The sequence below is a fragment of the Zobellia russellii genome (assembly GCF_018728565.1).
GTDB classification, from domain to species: Bacteria; Bacteroidota; Bacteroidia; order Flavobacteriales; family Flavobacteriaceae; genus Zobellia; species Zobellia russellii.
On sequence record NZ_JACSOI010000003.1, the window covers coordinates 606,132 to 623,782 of the forward strand.

16 protein-coding genes are annotated in these 17,651 nt (G+C 38.5%); 5 read left to right on the top strand and 11 right to left on the bottom strand.

Annotation, left to right across the window (positions count from 1 at the left end):
• Window position 1 precedes the first annotated feature (1 nt).
• The 3 genes from ilvA (at window position 2) to H9565_RS10615 (ending at window position 4,461) form a co-directional block, all read left to right on the top strand.
• Window positions 2–1,252, top strand: a complete 1,251-nt coding sequence (gene ilvA, locus H9565_RS10605) for a threonine ammonia-lyase (protein WP_215439390.1) — start codon at window positions 2–4, stop codon at window positions 1,250–1,252.
• Between the two features lie 150 nt (window positions 1,253–1,402).
• A complete protein-coding gene (locus tag H9565_RS10610; RefSeq protein ID WP_215439391.1) occupies window positions 1,403–2,983 on the top strand; it encodes an NADP-dependent glyceraldehyde-3-phosphate dehydrogenase in 1,581 nt (526 codons plus the stop codon).
• 278 nt (window positions 2,984–3,261) lie between these two features.
• On the top strand, window positions 3,262–4,461 hold the full coding sequence (locus H9565_RS10615) for an MFS transporter (protein WP_215439393.1): 1,200 nt from the start codon (window positions 3,262–3,264) through the stop codon (window positions 4,459–4,461).
• A 108-nt stretch (window positions 4,462–4,569) separates the two neighbouring features.
• On the opposite strand, the gene leuB is transcribed toward H9565_RS10615, so the two are convergent.
• From leuB to leuC, 4 genes are all read right to left on the bottom strand, one after another.
• On the bottom strand, window positions 4,570–5,625 hold the full coding sequence (gene leuB / locus H9565_RS10620; RefSeq protein WP_215439396.1) for a 3-isopropylmalate dehydrogenase: 1,056 nt from the start codon (window positions 5,623–5,625) through the stop codon (window positions 4,570–4,572).
• 17 nt (window positions 5,626–5,642) lie between these two features.
• Window positions 5,643–7,160: an alpha-isopropylmalate synthase regulatory domain-containing protein gene (locus H9565_RS10625; RefSeq protein WP_215439398.1), complete on the bottom strand. Its 1,518-nt coding sequence runs from the start codon at window positions 7,158–7,160 to the stop codon at window positions 5,643–5,645.
• A 137-nt stretch (window positions 7,161–7,297) separates the two neighbouring features.
• Entirely contained in the window at window positions 7,298–7,894 is a 597-nt protein-coding gene (gene leuD / locus H9565_RS10630; RefSeq protein WP_215439400.1) for a 3-isopropylmalate dehydratase small subunit, read from the bottom strand.
• A gap of 39 nt (window positions 7,895–7,933) precedes the next feature.
• Window positions 7,934–9,349: a 3-isopropylmalate dehydratase large subunit gene (gene leuC / locus H9565_RS10635; RefSeq protein WP_215439402.1), complete on the bottom strand. Its 1,416-nt coding sequence runs from the start codon at window positions 9,347–9,349 to the stop codon at window positions 7,934–7,936.
• 302 nt (window positions 9,350–9,651) lie between these two features.
• Here leuC and H9565_RS10640 point away from each other — a divergent pair, with 302 nt between their 5' ends.
• The gene (locus tag H9565_RS10640; protein WP_215439404.1) at window positions 9,652–10,647 is read left to right on the top strand and encodes a DUF4138 domain-containing protein; all 996 of its coding nucleotides are present in this window, start codon (window positions 9,652–9,654) and stop codon (window positions 10,645–10,647) included.
• A gap of 155 nt (window positions 10,648–10,802) precedes the next feature.
• On the opposite strand, the gene H9565_RS10645 is transcribed toward H9565_RS10640, so the two are convergent.
• Window positions 10,803–11,201: a DUF3592 domain-containing protein gene (locus tag H9565_RS10645; protein WP_215439406.1), complete on the bottom strand. Its 399-nt coding sequence runs from the start codon at window positions 11,199–11,201 to the stop codon at window positions 10,803–10,805.
• A gap of 134 nt (window positions 11,202–11,335) precedes the next feature.
• Between H9565_RS10645 and H9565_RS10650 the strand changes: the two genes are divergently transcribed.
• Window positions 11,336–12,766: a right-handed parallel beta-helix repeat-containing protein gene (locus H9565_RS10650; protein WP_215439408.1), complete on the top strand. Its 1,431-nt coding sequence runs from the start codon at window positions 11,336–11,338 to the stop codon at window positions 12,764–12,766.
• Window positions 12,767–12,930: 164 nt separating this feature from the next.
• Here the strand turns inward: H9565_RS10650 and H9565_RS10655 are convergent, their stop codons facing one another.
• The 6 genes from H9565_RS10655 to H9565_RS10680 form a co-directional block, all read right to left on the bottom strand.
• On the bottom strand, window positions 12,931–13,395 hold the full coding sequence (locus tag H9565_RS10655) for a DUF4274 domain-containing protein (RefSeq protein ID WP_215439410.1): 465 nt from the start codon (window positions 13,393–13,395) through the stop codon (window positions 12,931–12,933).
• A gap of 225 nt (window positions 13,396–13,620) precedes the next feature.
• On the bottom strand, window positions 13,621–14,178 hold the full coding sequence (locus tag H9565_RS10660) for an REP-associated tyrosine transposase (RefSeq protein WP_215439412.1): 558 nt from the start codon (window positions 14,176–14,178) through the stop codon (window positions 13,621–13,623).
• A 97-nt stretch (window positions 14,179–14,275) separates the two neighbouring features.
• Window positions 14,276–14,782 carry a DUF6630 family protein gene (locus tag H9565_RS10665; protein ID WP_215439413.1) on the bottom strand — a complete coding sequence of 169 codons (507 nt, stop codon included), beginning with the start codon at window positions 14,780–14,782 and terminating at the stop codon, window positions 14,276–14,278.
• A 4-nt stretch (window positions 14,783–14,786) separates the two neighbouring features.
• On the bottom strand, window positions 14,787–15,518 hold the full coding sequence (locus H9565_RS10670) for a PoNe immunity protein domain-containing protein (RefSeq protein WP_215439415.1): 732 nt from the start codon (window positions 15,516–15,518) through the stop codon (window positions 14,787–14,789).
• A gap of 13 nt (window positions 15,519–15,531) precedes the next feature.
• Window positions 15,532–16,797 carry a PAAR-like protein gene (locus H9565_RS10675; RefSeq protein ID WP_215439417.1) on the bottom strand — a complete coding sequence of 422 codons (1,266 nt, stop codon included), beginning with the start codon at window positions 16,795–16,797 and terminating at the stop codon, window positions 15,532–15,534.
• Window positions 16,787–17,650, bottom strand: a complete 864-nt coding sequence (locus tag H9565_RS10680; RefSeq protein ID WP_215439419.1) for a hypothetical protein — start codon at window positions 17,648–17,650, stop codon at window positions 16,787–16,789. Before H9565_RS10680 ends, H9565_RS10675 begins: the two co-directional genes overlap by 11 nt.
• Between the last annotated feature and the right edge of the window lies 1 nt (window position 17,651).

A 17,651-nucleotide genomic window follows, 5' to 3' on the forward strand; every position in this document is an offset into this window, starting at 1 on the left:
TATGACCTATTTTCCAAATATATCTGATGTAAGAAGGGCGGCAGAAACTATTGCCCAAGTGGCCACGGTTACGCCTTTAATGTCCAGCATACGTCTATCCAAAATGTATGATGCCAATGTTCTACTCAAAAGAGAAGATTTGCACAGGGTACGTTCGTATAAAATTCGTGGAGCGTTCAATAAGATAAGTTCGCTTTCGGAAAAGGAAAGACAAAACGGGATTGTTTGTGCCAGTGCTGGAAACCATGCGCAGGGAGTAGCTTTTGCATGTAATCACTTAAAGATTCAGGGTACGGTATATATGCCATCCGTAACTCCTAAACAAAAGATTGAACAAACCAAAATGTTTGGTGGTGAGTGGGTAACGGTTGTTTTGGAAGGAGATACTTTTGATGATTCTTCCAAGAGCGCTAAAACGTTCTGCGAAAACAATTCAAAAACGTTCATTCATCCTTTTGATGACCCTAAGGTAATAGAGGGGCAAGGTACTGTAGGTTTGGAATTATTGGAACAATCCAAAGAGCCGATAGACTATATTTTTGCTGCAATAGGTGGTGGTGGACTGGCCTCAGGATTAATAGGTGTTTTTAAAGAACTATCTCCCAATACCAAAATTATCGGGGTAGAACCGGAAGGGGCGCCCTCTATGAAAACTTCCATAGAAAACAATAAGAACACAGAGCTTTCTAAAATTGACAAGTTCATTGATGGTGCTGCAGTGCAGAAAGTGGGCGATCTTACTTTTCAAATCTGTAAGAACGGACTCCATAACATGGTTACCGTTGCAGAAGGAAAAGTATGCCAAACCATTCTAGACCTTTACAATAGGGATGCTATTGTGGTTGAGCCTGCAGGAGCTTTGACCATTGCTGCCTTAGATGGCTTTGCTGAAGAAATAAAAGGGAAAAATGTAGTTTGTATTCTTAGTGGAAGCAACAATGATATCACCAGAACTGCAGAAATCAAAGAGCGTGCACTACTTTATGGCCAGCTTAAGCATTATTTTATAGTTAGGTTTCCGCAAAGACCTGGTGCTTTAAAAGAATTTGTAGCTGAGATTTTAGGTCCGGACGATGATATTACCCATTTTGAGTATTCTAAAAAATCCAGTAGAGAAAATGCCCCGGCTATTGTAGGTATTGAATTGAAATGTCGGGAAGACTTAAAACCATTGGTGCAGCGTATGAAAGCCAATAATTTTTATGGCGATTATCTAAATGATAAACCAGACCTTTTTCAATATTTGGTCTAGGGTTTCACAATTTGCGACTCTTTTATGAAAATCTGAAAAGCTAGGCTTATTTAAAATTTTCATAACCTTATCTAATTTGTTAATTATGTATTTTCGTTATAACTACTTTCTTAGAGGTAGTTTACATGACTATAATAAACCATTCCTAAAATGAAAGCAATACCCGAAGAATACCAAATAGATAATACAATAGACCAAAGAAAGTATTTGGTAAATGGCGAACTAAAAACGTGGTCCGGTAATACTACCGAAGTATACTCAACTATATCATCTACAGAAGAATACAAGCCTACATTATTGGGTACTATTCCAGATATGGGGGAACCGGAAGCAATCGAGGCTTTGGACGGGGCCATGAAAGCTTTTAATAGAGGACAAGGAGTATGGCCAACTATGCATGTAAAGGACCGTATTGAGTGTATGGAAAATTTCGTGCGCCAAATGAAGACTAAGAGGGAAATCATTGTAAAACTTCTGATGTGGGAAATTGGGAAATCTTTACCTGATAGTCAAAAAGAGTTTGATCGTACCGTAGACTATATAAACGATACAATAGAAGAATACAAGCAGTTAGACCGTAACTCCGCTAAGTTTCAAAAGCAAGATGGAGTTTATGCTCATATAAAAAGAGGTCCGTTGGGTGTTGTACTGTGTTTAGGACCTTACAACTATCCTTTAAACGAAACCTTTGCCTTACTTATTCCCGCTATAATCATGGGGAATACCACTATTTTTAAACCGGCAAAACATGGGGTCTTGTTGATTACTCCATTGTTGGAAGCTTTTCAATCTTCCTTTCCAAAAGGGGTGGTGAATATTATTTTTGGTAGAGGTAGGGCAGTGGCGGCACCTATCATGCAAACGGGAAAAGTAGATGTCCTTGCGCTCATAGGGAATAGTAAATCTGCCAATGCATTACAGGAACAACATCCTAAGAGTAACAGACTTCGGTTGGTTTTAGGGTTAGAGGCTAAGAATCCGGCAATTATTCTGCCCGATGCAGATTTAGATTTAACTATTGATGAATGTATTGCAGGTACCTTATCCTTTAACGGGCAGCGTTGTACAGCGCTTAAAGTAATATATGTACACGAAGATATAAGGGAGGAGTTTTTAAAACGTTATGCCAAACGGGTAGATGCTTTAAAATTTGGAAACCCATGGGACAATGGGGTGAAGCTGACCCCTTTGCCAGAGCCTGGAAAACCGGACTATATTCAAGAGTTGATAGACGACGCTGTTACCAAAGGAGCAAAAATAAAGAACAAAAAAGGAGGCCAGCGGTTTGATAATTATATATGGCCAGCAGTTTTATACCCAGTTACAAAAGATATGAGAGTGTATCAAGAAGAGCAGTTTGGTCCTATTGTACCCGTACTTTCCTTCTCGGATATTGAAGAACCATTAAACGATATGGCCGAAAGCAACTACGGACAACAGGTGAGTTTATTTGGGAAAGATGTATACGCGCTTTCGCCACTTATAGACACTTTGGTGAACTTGGTATGTCGTGTAAATTTGAATAGTTCTTGCCAGCGTGGGCCGGATATGTATCCGTTTACCGGAAGAAAAGACTCAGCTCAAGCTACTTTGAGCGTTCATGATGCTTTGCGTTCATTTTCAATTAGAACGTTTGTGGCCTTCAAGGATAACGACTTAAACAATGAGACTATTCAGCAGTTATTGGAAGCAAAACTATCCAACTTTGTTAGTACGGATTATATATTGTAATCTATCCCTTTAAACTACAAAAGCACAAAGGTTTCAATCGTAGCTTTGTATATCTTTCAAGGTTTCCCCTGAAACGCTAACATAGGTTTGAAGTATAAAATTTTACCCCTATTTGCAGGGGTATTCTTTTTTTATGGGTAATTATGAACATAAATCTGACAATCGCGCATATTTTTAATTGATTTTCTCGCCATAACTTTGCTTAAAATTTTTGTTAATTTTTAATGTAAGCTCCAAATCTTACAAATAAATTTTGTTTAATTAAAAAGGTGTGTGCTATGAAAACAAACACAGCAAATAGAAAAGCGCTAATAGCTTTAGCGATAGGTGGTTTTGGTATTGGATTGACGGAATTTGTTATCATGGGAATTCTTCCTGATGTAGCTAAAGGTTTAGGTATTACCATTCCTCAAGCTGGTCATTCTATTGCGGCTTATGCACTAGGAGTAGTAGTTGGAGCTCCGTTATTAACCAAAATAGGAGCCAAGTTAAATTCACGAACGGTTTTATTATTATTAATGGGGTGGTTCACCTTATTTAATACACTATCCGGTTTTTCGGATAGTTATATCACATTATTGATTACTCGATTCTTATCGGGATTACCGCACGGAGCCTTTTTTGGAATAGGTGCCGTAGTTGCCGGTAAGTTGGTCAAGGCAGGAAAATCAGCTCAAGCAATTGCCGTAATGTTCTCCGGGTTAACAATTGCCAACGTTATTGGTGTACCAACGGGAACGTATATAGGACATCACTATGATTGGAGTTTGTCTTTCTTTATGGTTGGAATCGTTGGGTTTATGGCAATTTTAAGTGTGCTTTTTTGGATGCCAAAAATAACGCCAGACCTTCCTAAGGAACGATCTAACGAGAACAAGGGGTTAAAAAATGGTGAATTATGGGCACTTATTGCTTTGACAACGATTGGGACCGGCGGATTTTTTGCTTGGTATAGCTATATAGCTCCATTAGTGACCGATATTGCCGGAATGGGAGAACATATGGTTAGTTATGCTATGATTTTAGCCGGTCTTGGTATGGTAGTCGGTAATTTCTTGGGGGCAAAAATGGCGGAGTGGTTCGCACCGTTAAAGGCAGTAGCTATAAGTTTAAGTATTATGGTTATTTTATTGTTGATAAACGCGGTAGTTGCATCAAGCCCGCAGTTATTATTGATTATGACCTTTTTAATGGGATTGGCTTCTTTTACGGTTTCAACACCCATACAGATGGCAATTATCAATACATCAAAAGGAAATGAAATGTTGGGTTCTTCAATGAATCAAAGCGCTTTTAATATGGGAAATGCCTCGGGTGCTTACTTGGCCGGTTTGCCAATAGCCTATGGTTTTGGAGTAGTATATTCTGGAATTGTAGGAGCAGTCCTTGCCGGAATTGGCGTGGTTATGGCTGTTTCAATTTTGGTGTATAGAAGGCAAAAAGCAAATAAATATAGAAAATTGGCTTATAATAGTTAGGCGAAGTGTATTGTGTAGTTTAAAATATAAATTACATTATTGATGATAATAAAAAACCTCCCAAGTTAATCTTGGGAGGTTTTTAGTATTATTTTGATTATAATCTACTTAAACATTCTTGGCCAACCAATCACCAACTTCGCTTGTTTTGTACGATTTGGCGTCTTCGGAAAGGTCTTCGGTTACGATGCCTTCGGCTAAAGACTTGTTTACTACACGACGGATGTCCTCGGCTTCTTCCTGTAGACCGAAATCTTCAAATAGCATAGCTGCTGAAAGTACGGTTGCCAATGGGTTGGCGATATCCTTTCCTGCGGCTTGTGGGTAAGAACCGTGTATGGGCTCGTACAATTTTGTTTTTTCACCTACGGAAGCAGAAGGCATTAATCCCATAGAACCTGAAATTACGGAAGCTTCATCCGTTAGGATATCTCCAAATAGGTTTTCTGTGATGATTACATCGTATCCTTTTGGCCATTGTACCAAACGCATGGCAACGGCATCCACAAATTCATAAGAAACTTCAACCTCAGGATAATCTTTTTCCATGGCCTGTACGGTTTCTCTCCATAAACGTGAAGATTCCAAAACGTTGGCTTTGTCAACACAACAAAGACGTTTAGACCGATTCATGGCCATTTCAAAACCTTTTTTTGCCAAACGCTGAATTTCGGCTCGAGTATAGGTCATGGTGTCAAAAGCTGTATTCCCATCATCTTTTCTTCCGCGTTCCCCAAAATATACACCACCTGTTAACTCACGAAGAATTATCAAATCGGTACCTTCTATACGTTCGCGTTTTAAAGGCGACTTATCAATTAAAGAAGGGAAAGTAAAGGTTGGACGTACATTGGCAAAAAGACCCAATTTTTGTCTCATTTTCAATAAACCTTGCTCAGGACGCACCTTAGCGGAAGGGTCATTATCAAATCTCGGGTGACCTATGGCTCCAAAAAGAACGGCATCTGCACTGGCACAAACTTCGTGTGTTGAATCTGGATAAGGCTCTCCAACAGCATCAATAGCTGCAGCGCCTGTCAACGCAGGTTTCCAACTTATTTCGTGCTTATATTTTGTTGCGATAGCGTCGCAAACTTTTACGGCTTGGTCAATAACTTCGGGGCCGATACCATCTCCGGCCAATAGTGCAATGTTTAATTTCATTATCGTATTGATTCTATTTATATAATATTAAGCATCTTTTCTGTTGCTTTGATTGCGGATACCGTTTGATCGGAATCCAAACCTCTTGTAATCAATTCTTTACTTCCATTCTGCCAAGTGATTATGGTCTCACACAAAGCATCGGAATTACTTCCTGGCGGAATCCTTACGGCATAATCCGTTAGTTTTGGAAAATCCATTTTCTTTGAGGTGTAGAGTTTTCTAAGGGCGTTCATAAAAGCGTCATACTGTCCATCTCCCTGCGCATGCGCCTCTAAAAGTTCTCCGTTCATTTCTAAGGAAACCGTAGTTGATGGACGCAACCCTTTTGAATGAGTGAGTACATACGACCGGATAAATACTTTCTGTTGATGGTCGTCTCCACCACCCAAAACATCCGAAATGATATAGGGCAGATCATCTTTGGTTACTCTTTCTTTTTTGTCTCCCAACTCAATAATACGTTGGGTAACTTTTTTTAATTCCTCATCATTAAGAGTAAGTCCTAATTCTTGTAAGTTCTTCTGTATATTGGCTTTTCCCGAAGTTTTTCCAAGTGCGTATTTTCTTTTTCTACCAAAACGCTCGGGCAGTAGGTCGTTAAAATACAGATTCTTTTTACTGTCCCCATCCGCATGTATGCCAGCGGTCTGGGTAAATACATTATCACCAACAATGGGCTTATTGGAAGGAATGCCCACTCCGGTAAAAGCAGAGACCAGTTTACTTACTTTGTATAATGAAGACTCGTTTACATTGATTTTAACATCCGTCAAAAAATCATTTATTACCGCTACGGCACTCGCCATGGGAGCATTTCCTGCTCGTTCGCCCATTCCGTTTACCGTAAGGTGAAGTCCGTGGCAACCGGCTTTAACCGCTTCCATAACATTTGCCACACCAAGGTCATAATCATTGTGACCATGAAAATCAAAATGTGTATTTGGGTAACGCGCTACAATTTCCGAAGTGTAATCAAATGTTTCGGTGTGTGTCAATACACCCAATGTATCCGGAAGTAAAACGCGTTTAACAGGCTGTTGCGTAAGAAAATCCAAGTATTGAAAAACGTATTCTTTGGAAGTGCGCATACCATTACTCCAGTCTTCAAGATACACATTGGTGTCAATGTTATTTTTGGAAGCCAAGGCAATTGCCTTTTCAATATCTGAAAAATGTTCTTCCGGAGTTTTTTTAAGCTGATGGGTAAGGTGGTTCAATGAACCCTTGGTAAGCAAGTTTTGCACTTTAGCACCTGCCTTTTTCATCCAATCTATTGAAACGCCACCGTCTACAAACGTAAGAACCTCTACCTTATCAATACAGTTTTCTGCCGAAGCCCATTCCGCTATTTGTTTAACGGACTCTAGTTCCCCATCGGAAACACGTGCCGAAGCTACTTCAATACGGTCTACTTTTAATTCGCCTAAAAGTAATTTGGCCAAGGTGAGTTTTTCGGAAACGGAAAAGGATACGCCAGAGGTTTGTTCGCCGTCGCGCAGCGTGGTATCCATAATTTCCAGTTTTCTTTTCATTTGCTCTAGGGTTTCTTTAGAACTGTATTTGTATTAAGGTGATGTTGTAGTAATTGGTGTAAAGGAAAAAACAACCTGCCGAAACTCCAATGGTCCGGCAGATTGCGGTAATCGTTTAACAGGTCTGCAATGGAAGGTTATAAAGGTCTATCCGCTGCAAATTCCTTGATTTCTTCCTGAATGTTCAAAAGGTAGTCAATGTCATCAAAACCGTTCAACATATTTGCCTTTTTGTATGCGTTTATGTCAAAGCTTTCGGACTCTCCGCTGCCTTCTATGGTAATGGTTTGTTCCGGTAGGCTAACTTCAAAAGTTGCTTCTGGATTAGCTTCTATCGCCTTGAATATTTTATCAAGAAAGTCTGCGCTCACCTGAACGGGAAGCACGCCAATATTCAGACAGTTGTTTCTGAAGATATCTGCGAAGAAACTGGAAACCACACAACGGAACCCATAATCATAAACAGCCCAAGCAGCATGTTCACGAGAGGAACCTGAACCAAAGTTTTTTCCTCCAACTAAGATTTTACCACTGTAAGTAGGATTGTTAAGAACAAAATCCTTCTTTTCGGAACCATCGCCGTTATAACGCCAATCTCTAAAAAGATTATCGCCAAAACCTTTACGCTCGGTAGCTTTTAAGAATCTAGCCGGTATAATTTGATCGGTGTCCACGTTCTCTATAGGAAGTGGTACTGCCGATGATTTTAAAGTATTGAATTTATCGTATGCCATAATTTCAAATTGTAATTCTGATTTTAGATATAAATAAACTTAGGCGGTTTCAACTTCCAATAATTCCCTTGGATCGGTAACCTTTCCTGTAACAGCTGCCGCTGCTGCAACTAGCGGACTTGCCAATAGGGTTCTGGAACCTGGGCCTTGTCTTCCTTCAAAGTTTCTGTTAGAAGTACTTACCGCGTATTTCCCGGCAGGAACTTTATCGTCATTCATTGCCAAACAAGCGGAACAACCCGGTTCGCGAAGTTCAAAGCCGGCTTCGTTCAAAATGGCCAAAAGACCTTCGTCTTTAATTGCTTTTTCAACTTTATGAGAGCCAGGAACCAACCATGCCGTAACGTTAGGCGCTTTTGAGCGTCCTTTTACCAAAGAGGTAAATAATCTAAAATCTTCAATTCTACCGTTGGTACAACTTCCCAAGAAAACAAAATCGATAGGTTTGCCCATCATACTATCGCCTTCATTGAAGTTCATATACTGCAACGATTTTTTATACGTAGCAACACCACCTTCTACAGCATCCGCTTGCGGAATACCATTAGAAATTCCGATGCCCATACCAGGGTTGGTACCATAGGTAATCATCGGTTCTATATCGGCAGCATTAAAAGTAATTTCTTTATCGAACTCAGCACCTTCTTCGGTAGGTAAGGATTTCCAATAAGCCATAGCTTTGTCCCATGCTTCACCGGTTGGTGTAAATTCTCTACCCTTTACATATTCAAAAGTTTTTTCGTCCGGAGCAATCATTCCACCACGGGCACCCATTTCAATACTAAGGTTACAAACCGTCATACGGCCTTCCATAGTCATATCACGGAAAACTTGTCCGGCATATTCTACAAAGTAACCTGTAGCACCGGAAGTTGTTAATTGTGAAATAATATAAAGTGCAACATCTTTAGGTGTAACGCCTCTACCTAAGCTGCCTTCAACATTAATTCGCATGCTTTTTGGTTTGGTCTGCATAATACACTGAGAGGCCAAAACCATTTCTACTTCCGAAGTACCGATACCAAAGGCAATTGCCCCAAAAGCACCGTGAGTAGATGTGTGAGAATCACCACAAACAATAGTAGCGCCGGGTTGTGTAATACCATATTCCGGCCCTACAACATGAACGATACCGTTTTTTTCATGGCCAAGTCCCCAATATGAAATACCAAATTCATTGGAGTTTTCCTCTAGCATACGCAACTGATTTGCAGATAGAGGATCCTCTACAGGCAAATGTTGGTTAATGGTAGGGGTGTTATGGTCTGCCGTAGCAAACGTCTTTTCTGGATACATCACTGGAATGCCCCTAGTTTTTATACCTAAAAAAGCAACGGGACTTGTTACTTCATGAACCATGTGGCGGTCTATGAAGAGCACATCTGGTCCATTTTCTATGTGTTGTACCACATGTGAATCCCAAACTTTATCGAATAATGTCTTTTTTGTATTCATTTTATTTAAATTCTAAGCACACAAATCTAATGAAAGTGGACGTTGTTAAGAAATTAATGTAGTTGAAAATTACGATGTTCAACTTATGTAATACCCGAGTATTTTTGTGTTATGTAATTTTATTTTAGGGTAGTTTATCGATTATATTTCGATAAAAATGTTGCATTTGGTCGGTAAAACAAATTAAAGAATCAGGACAACGAAAAAATTGTGTGAACTAAACAAGAGGTTATAATTTTACCGCGCTATGTGCCTAAACGGCAAAGTATAATATCCCAAATTACCTTAAAACCTACTTGTTAATGAAGCTGAAAAATACATTTTTTGTTTTGTTCATTGCGTTTACTACAATTGCAATGAAAGCGAATAACTTGCCTATACCTGTTACCGTAAATGAAAGTATAACGGTTACTTTGTTTTTTCCTTCGGCAATTGAGAAGGTAATTGAGCCAGCTCCCCATTATAAGTTTGATTATGAGCCTAACGCAACAATGGCCACTCTTGTAGCCAGAAAAGGAGCAACAAGTAATCTTACCGTGATTACCAAGGATGGGAGTATTTTTTCGTTTTTACTGCAATATGATAATGAGGTGAACAACTTTACGTATGTGTTGGCCACGGATCAAGCCATTGGAACGTTAAAAGGTTCTAGTGCTGTTGCAGTCAGTAGTAATAAAAATGAAGATGTAGTTCATCATAACGAAGAACCCAACAACAAAAAGCCGGTTGTGGAGGCTGGCTCTAACAAACCGTTAACACCTACCACATCCAAAGAAAAAAGAAATGTAAATAAAGAGACTCCAGCTAAGGAAGAGATCTATGACTCTGTAGAGGACGAAACGCCAGAAAATACAGGAAGCAGTCTCTACAATTCGGATAGGGAAAGCTATTATCAGATTTTTTGTGAAAATAGTTATTTAAAAAAATCCCGCTTTAAGAAAAGCTCCAACACTATTAATTTAATAGGGCTACACCTAAACAATATTATCAAGGACCATAATGATTTGCATTTTGTGATGGAAATTAAAAATGATTCATGGACCGATTTTAAAGTGAAGTCATTGAAGTTTTTTATAAAATCACTAAAAGGGAATCACGAAATAGAAATGAAAGAATTGTTCGTTTATAACTTACAAGAATCCATTGCTGCCCACAGTGCCAATAATTTAGTATTTATCTGTAAAGATTTTGCTTTGGGCAAAGGTCAGAATATTTATGTGCTGCTCAAAGAAGAGGAGGGTAGGGAACGCTCTGTAATGTTGAGTTTAAACGCGGAACAAATTAAGCCTGGCAAGTAATATGTATCTATAACCTACAATTGGTTTTGTTTTAATTGTAGGCTACTAATTCTTCCATGGGAAAACAACTTTCCTATACACGTTTCAACTCACTGGGCTTTTAAGCTTGTGATATGATGTTTCTCCATACCCAATACACTACAATAGCAATTGTATTAAGTAGCGTTGCTCCCCATTTTTTTTCTGAAATTGTAGAGCGAAAATAAGATACCCAGACCAATTAAAAGGTAAAGCCCGTAGGACTGTATAAAAGAGGTTTCGGGAGATTTTGCTAACGTTGGATTTGCGGAATCGTAATAAACCGTTACCGAATCGTCTACGGATTTTAAAGTGCCAATAAAAGGGATTGCCAACAGTTCAACCCTACTTTTATATTGGTTGCCATCTTCATCCATGTAGGCAACCGTAGCGAACGACCTTGTACCCCTTGCCTTTATGTTGTTGTGTATTTCGGTAATCTTAGCTTTGGTTTCAATCCAGTTTTCAGAGGTGTTCTGCGCACTTAAGGGCCAGTAGAGTAGTGTGGACAGGAGAAATAGTAGGGAAATTTTCATTAGGGCTGTTATTTATATAAATAAGGTTTCAAGGTATAGTTTAAAGACAACAAATACAATTATTATTAGTTATCTAATCTAAACGCTTACTGAAGTATGTCCCTATTTTATAAGTAAACTGAAGAATTAGATTTATGGCTAGAATTCAACATAAACCGATGTACTCCAATGCAATAGTACTATTAGTTGTATTGATAACAATGTTATCGGCTCTTGGTTCTTGCTCAACAGAAAGTGATGGTCCAAACCAAATAAGCGAAACAGAGGATTTGCCAGAGGAACCGGTTGTTGATACAGAGGCAAAAATTACTGAATTCACTTTTAAATCCGTTGATAACGAAGGGCTTTCTACCGACATAATCGGCACCTTAAATGAAGACGATAATACCATCCATGTTACGCTCAATTCCTTAATGCTTTCCATTGAAGAACTGACACCAACAATAACAGTTAGTTCTGGAGCCGATATTAGTCCGCTATCAAAAACTGTTCAAGATTTTAGCAATGAAGTCACTTATACCGTAACAGCAGAAAATGGAACAGCGGTAACCTATAAAGTTTTGCCTAACATTACTAGTAATCTCTGTAAATCTAATTTACAAGAATCCGGACCTATTGTTGTTAACGAGGATCATCAACAAATAGAAAATCTATTTATTAAAACATCCAGTCAGCATGGTATAGAGGTCAATAACTACAAGGGCGTGGTAATCTCTAATTGTATTATTGAATATACAGGTGCATACATGGGAATTAAATTTTCAAACGCCGATAACCTGACCATAAAAAATTGCTACGTTAAGTATACCAATGCACCTTCTGCAGGTCCTTTAGAGGATTTTACCAGAAACTGTATTGAAGGCTTTAATTCTCCTAATCTGGTCATTACTAATGTAAAAGTTGAAGATGGTTCTACCGGAATTCGATTAAACCAATGTGATGCATCTGAATTAACGTACATAGAAGGGCATAATATGAGAGGTCCTTATCCTAGAGGACAATTTGTACAGTATGACAAATGCATAGGCGGCTTACTTGAGAATTTTTCTGTCATCAATGATCGCAATGTAGCTTGGACAGAAGACAATATAAGCATCTATAAAAGTGCAGGGCAAGAAATAAAGAAAGGTCTTATAATAGGGAATAACAGTCCAACAGGCGTGGGTGTTTTATTTGAGGACCAAAATACCGAAGGTGCCCGTGGCGGTTACGGTGGTGTAGTAGAGGATGTGGACTTTTTAGAAATGGGTAACGGCGTTGTTTCTTCCGTAGAAGGTTCTAAAAATGTTACGTTCACTAGAATTCGCGCTAAAGAAATCATTTGTGGCGAGCTAGGACAAGGAAGAGGTAATCCTACCTCTAACTCCTTAATATTCGCAGCTTTCGGTACTGCCGAAAACACAGGGAATAATAAAATAATAGATTGCCTTGTGTATGATTCCTGTAACCCGACCAATATTGTCTGGCCCGAGCATAATTTTGAGGTAATAGATTATAGGGATGATATTGATTTTGAACCGAGAAGCCCAATAGTTCTCAATTTTGATTGCGTAGCTGATGATTAGCAGAAGTAAAGTGATGTTATAGGATTTGCTTGGGCCATTCTTTCAGGATATCCCAACTTTAGTTCTCGTCTAAAATACAAAAGCTACCTAGATGTTTAGATAGCTCTTGGTTTGTTGTTTCTTACTCCGTGCGGCACTCGTTGCAAACGAGCGCTAGCGGGGGCTTAATCTACTTCGTATTCCTCATATAAATTTTCAATTTCATTAAAAATGTTTTCTGGGATCCCTTCAATATATTCCTCTGAACTCAATACTTTTTCTCCATCTATTTTATCATACATAACTGGTGGTATATTGCTATTATCTAAATCAGGATATTCTTGTGTCCAGTCTAAACCATCATCATCTTTTGGGTTAAAACTTAAATTTTGGTTACTATAAAATCCAGAAGTATATTTTTGTTCAATCTCATTTTGATATTCAAAACCATGTTTAGGACTAGACATCCAATAAATCATTAGAATAGTTGCTTTTTCTGTTTGTTGATTTGTAATTAACCATTTCAAAAAAGTTTTACTACTATCATAGTTCCAATCCATGGCCATTTTGTGCCATTCTATCGGATTGACTGTTTTTGCATAATCAATTATTTTATCGTCTGCTATTTTTCTAATTTCTTGTTCAGTCATAATTAAAATTTTAACTACATCTAATTGGTATTTTTCCTTTTCGAGAACTTAATCTTTTTCTTTCTACTTTCTGAATAGCACTAATTTTCTTTCTAGCTTGAGAGGCACTAATTTCTCCTGCATTAAATTGATGTTTAACACCATTTACCCTTGTACTCATATCAGCATTTATATCTGCGTGGCTACCCCCGCTAGCGCTCGTTTGTAACGAGTGCCGTACCAGTTTTATTCTAAGAAACCAATATCGTCAATTTTTAGGACCGTATGATCATCCCCAAAATTTTTAGCACTAGAGTATTTCCAATCTATTGGGTCGCAAACAAATCCGGAAACAACCGGGTTGCTATGAATATATTCTATTTTTTGTTTTATAACGGCAGTACTCCATAGTTCAATGGGCTTGTTGTTGTGCTGCCAAAATTGATATTTAGATATATTTCCTTTTTGTTTTCCAGCTCTTTCAAACATCCATAGTAACCATTCTTTTCTACTTTCGGTAGGGTTCTCCTCAATTGCTTTTAGGATTTTTTTAGAGGTATGTTTTTTAAAATCTCTTAATAGATTCATTGGGGTTTCATTAGAATCCCTAAAAATTAAATGTATATGGCTAGGCATAAAACAATAAGCATATAACTCCATGCCTTTTTCTTTTCTGCAATAGTCTATACTTTCCAGTAGGATATTGAAATATTCTTGTCTGGTAAATACATCTATCCAATATACCGTAGCAAAAGAAACAAAATAGGCCGCTGTTGGATTTTTAAACTTGTACTTTCTGCTCATTGTCTAAAAATACAAAAGCTATCTAAATGTTTAGATAGCTTTGTTTGTTGTTTCTTACGCTGAACGGTACTCGTTGCAAACGAGCGCTAGCGGGGGATTAAGATTTTATAGTGCCATAACCAGCCTTAATGGCCAATTGTTTTGCGGCAGTCAAATCGGCTAGGGAAATAGTTGTTAATGGGTAACTGTCGCTATCGATATCCAACCAAATTAATTGCACCTTACTCGATTCAAGTTTCCGGTTCAGTTGTGGTATAAATTCCTCTATATCCTCGTCTATAAAAGGTTCTATTTTTAATAATTGTTTAGAAATTGAATCATAATCTGTATGGCCCTTAAATAATTGAAGTGCTGTCGAGACAAGTTCTTCTGGGTCATCTTTCCAATCCAGTTCTATTAAAAGGTCGCGTCTGGCCAAACCGTCTACCATGGCAAGCCAGGGAAGCTCGGGTACAGGTTTATCAATACCACGTTCTTGTAATACATTGGTAAATTGGCTCAAGTAGTTTAAAGGTTGGTTTTCGGCCAGCTGTACCTCCGATATTAAGGAGGTGTCCTCAGTTAGTAATTCTGCTAAGTCTAATAGGGAGCTAATTTTCTTCATTAGTCTAGTCTTTCCAATGTACCATATCATATGGGTAGTATTGCTGGTCTTTTAGGCTACTATCGTCAAGACCGAGGATTTTTGCTATAGCACCTGCTTCCCAACACCAATAGCCTGTATGTATGTTCCATTTACTTTCGTGGGTCTTGATTTCTAGGTTTCTATACCATTCGCTAAGATACTTTTTTAATCTTTCAAGGGCTTTTGCTTTATCTTCTTGTGATAGGGTTACGATTTCAGAAATTCCCTTATAGGGTTTGTTCCAAAGGAATTTATCCGATTGTGGCCAATCAGGTTTTCTATGACGAATTAAAAAATCGATTAGATAATCGTTTACATTATCTCGTTCTACCAATCTAACTAATTTGTCGAATTTGGAATTTTCAATTTCTACTAAAATCCCTATAGATAAGGCGTTTACCATTTGAACGTAACCACTTTCAATTTCCCAAGAGTCAACTAGCTGCAAATTAAAAATTTCTACTAATTCAATAATTTCTTTTACAGGTTCACCAATTGAATATTTGGTGAGGAAAACATCAAAATATTTATCAGCAAAATCGTCTTTTATGGCCTTTATTATTTCTTTGTTGGGCCTAGGATAATTCTGTATGCCATTTTCTATATCCTTGGTTAGAGATATAATTCTCTCTTTATCTTCTTTAATGGTTTCGATTGAGTCATCGATTAATTCTTGATATCCTTCTCTTGTATTTAGTGTATCTCTCAGGTTCATAATATGTTTAGTGTTATGGCCAATTGCCAATTATATTGCCAGCACTGTCTAACTGCTTTGTTGATACATTACCTGCTTTATCAACTCTACTTAGTACTTTTTCTACTTCTCCATTTTGCATTGCCCTGGAAATTTCCTTGGCTTTTTTAGGACCAACTTGATCTTGTAATCTCTTATAGTTATCACTTTTTATCCAATCATCAGACATTTGTTTACCACTTTTGGTTTTCCCTAAACCAGCAGTGTTGAACTTGGCTTCATCAATTACAAATTTAGGTGGCGGTGTGGCATTTTCATAGATACCATCAATACCTTTAACAATTTTATCATCTAGTGTTGATGGTGCAGAATCGCCTATTTTTGTAAGGTCATATCCAGCATCCTTCAAAGCCTTATTGTTAACCAAGTTATCCGCTGATTTTATTTCACCATAATTTCCTTTTTGCTTGTTAGTAGCTTTGGCCGCATCAAAAGCTTCATCTGCATTCTTGGAAGCGGCTTCTAATGCCTCGTCCCCTCCTTTACTTAGCTTTAGAATATTATTCCCTGCAGCATTAGGGTTCATAGCTTTCAGAACTTGCTTATCAATTTCCATTTGACGGGCAAGTTTTTCAGCTTTTGATAGTTTATATGCCCTAAACCCTTTCTCCACAGCCTTTCCAGCACCCAAAAATAAGAAACCTAGGGCAACTTCTTTAAATAAGGCTTCTTCATCTCCGTCTTGGGAGTAATCGTACAATGCTTTTACGGTTAAAAGACACCCTGCCACCTCCAATGCGGCAACGGTTACGGCTATACCCGTTGCCAATGCTCCCGAAGCCGCTGCCACGGCCCCAATGGCGGCAATGGCCATTCCACCAGTAACTACAATGAGTGCTACGGCAGCCACCACAAGTACTACTTTCCCCAAAGTCTCCCAAAAGCTGGATTCCTCTTCGGCACAGGCAGCTGTGGCTTCTTCTAAAGAGTAGAAGATTTCTATTTTTCCGCCAACACCGCACGGCAATACCGAGTCTTCCAACAAAGGGTTAAAGAGGCCTACAAAGATGCCATCTTCAAAACCGTCCCACATGATAGGTGCGGGCACACATGCACTGCTGGTAACGGTACAAACTCCCATGGGCTGTACGTTTACCATAGGAACCATGTCTCCTGTATTAGCTACGGGCTCGTCAAACAAGAACGAATTATTGTTGTTCGTAATCATGAACTCCATGGGCACAGTGCCCTTATCACAGGCTAAATAGGTGCCTTGCGGTACATATTTTTTATTCGCCATGTGTATCTTTTTCTAGTTCAATGATTTCCTGTTTGCTCTCGGTCATATAAAAACCCGGAATCTTAACTTTTACTTGTTGTGTTCCCTTAACTAGCCAATGCTCGCGGTCAAACTCCAAACGTTCTTTATAGTCCACCTGAAGCTCCACCTTCATGTCTATTTTATCCTTAAGTGTGCGTATGAACTTGGTCAGTTCCTTGGCATCTAACTTCTCTTCATCAACGGTTCCAATACCTTCTATAACTATGGGGTCCTTGGCGTTGCCCGGTGAAATTAACTTATATTCTATTTTTAAAGGTAAAGGCTGGGTGACCAAAAATTTAGCAAGCTGCCGCTTTACTATCGTTTCAGAATTAGAACTATAGGTTCTGTATAATCCCGGAAATAAAAAGTAAAGTGCGCCTTGGTTCGCTACTTCCTTTTCAAAACTGCCATTGGTAAGGTTTTCTTCTACAATGGCGATGGTTTTGTTTATTTGCTCACGAGTATCTTTGTTGGCTTCTTTTTTCCATTGTTTTCGAACTTTGTTCCATTTTTCGATTACGGTTGGCTTGTTATATATTTTTTTGAAACTTCCATTTCCATCGGTACCCACAGTAATCTCATGTAATAAAGTATTCATTTCTCGGTTAAGCTTCTCCGTAGCACTCCCTTTCCCAAATTTTTCGGAAATTGTTTTTACATCAAAAACGAGTCCCTTACCAGATATGTTGGGCTGTTTGTAGGTTTTTTGTAAAACGGCTTCAGATGAGTTTTTCATCATCATATCCTTAGTTGCTACAATGGATTTTGCTGTATGACGGTAGTTTTTATGCTGTAGGGCATAAGGGTTTATCTGCAGTTCTACCTCCATC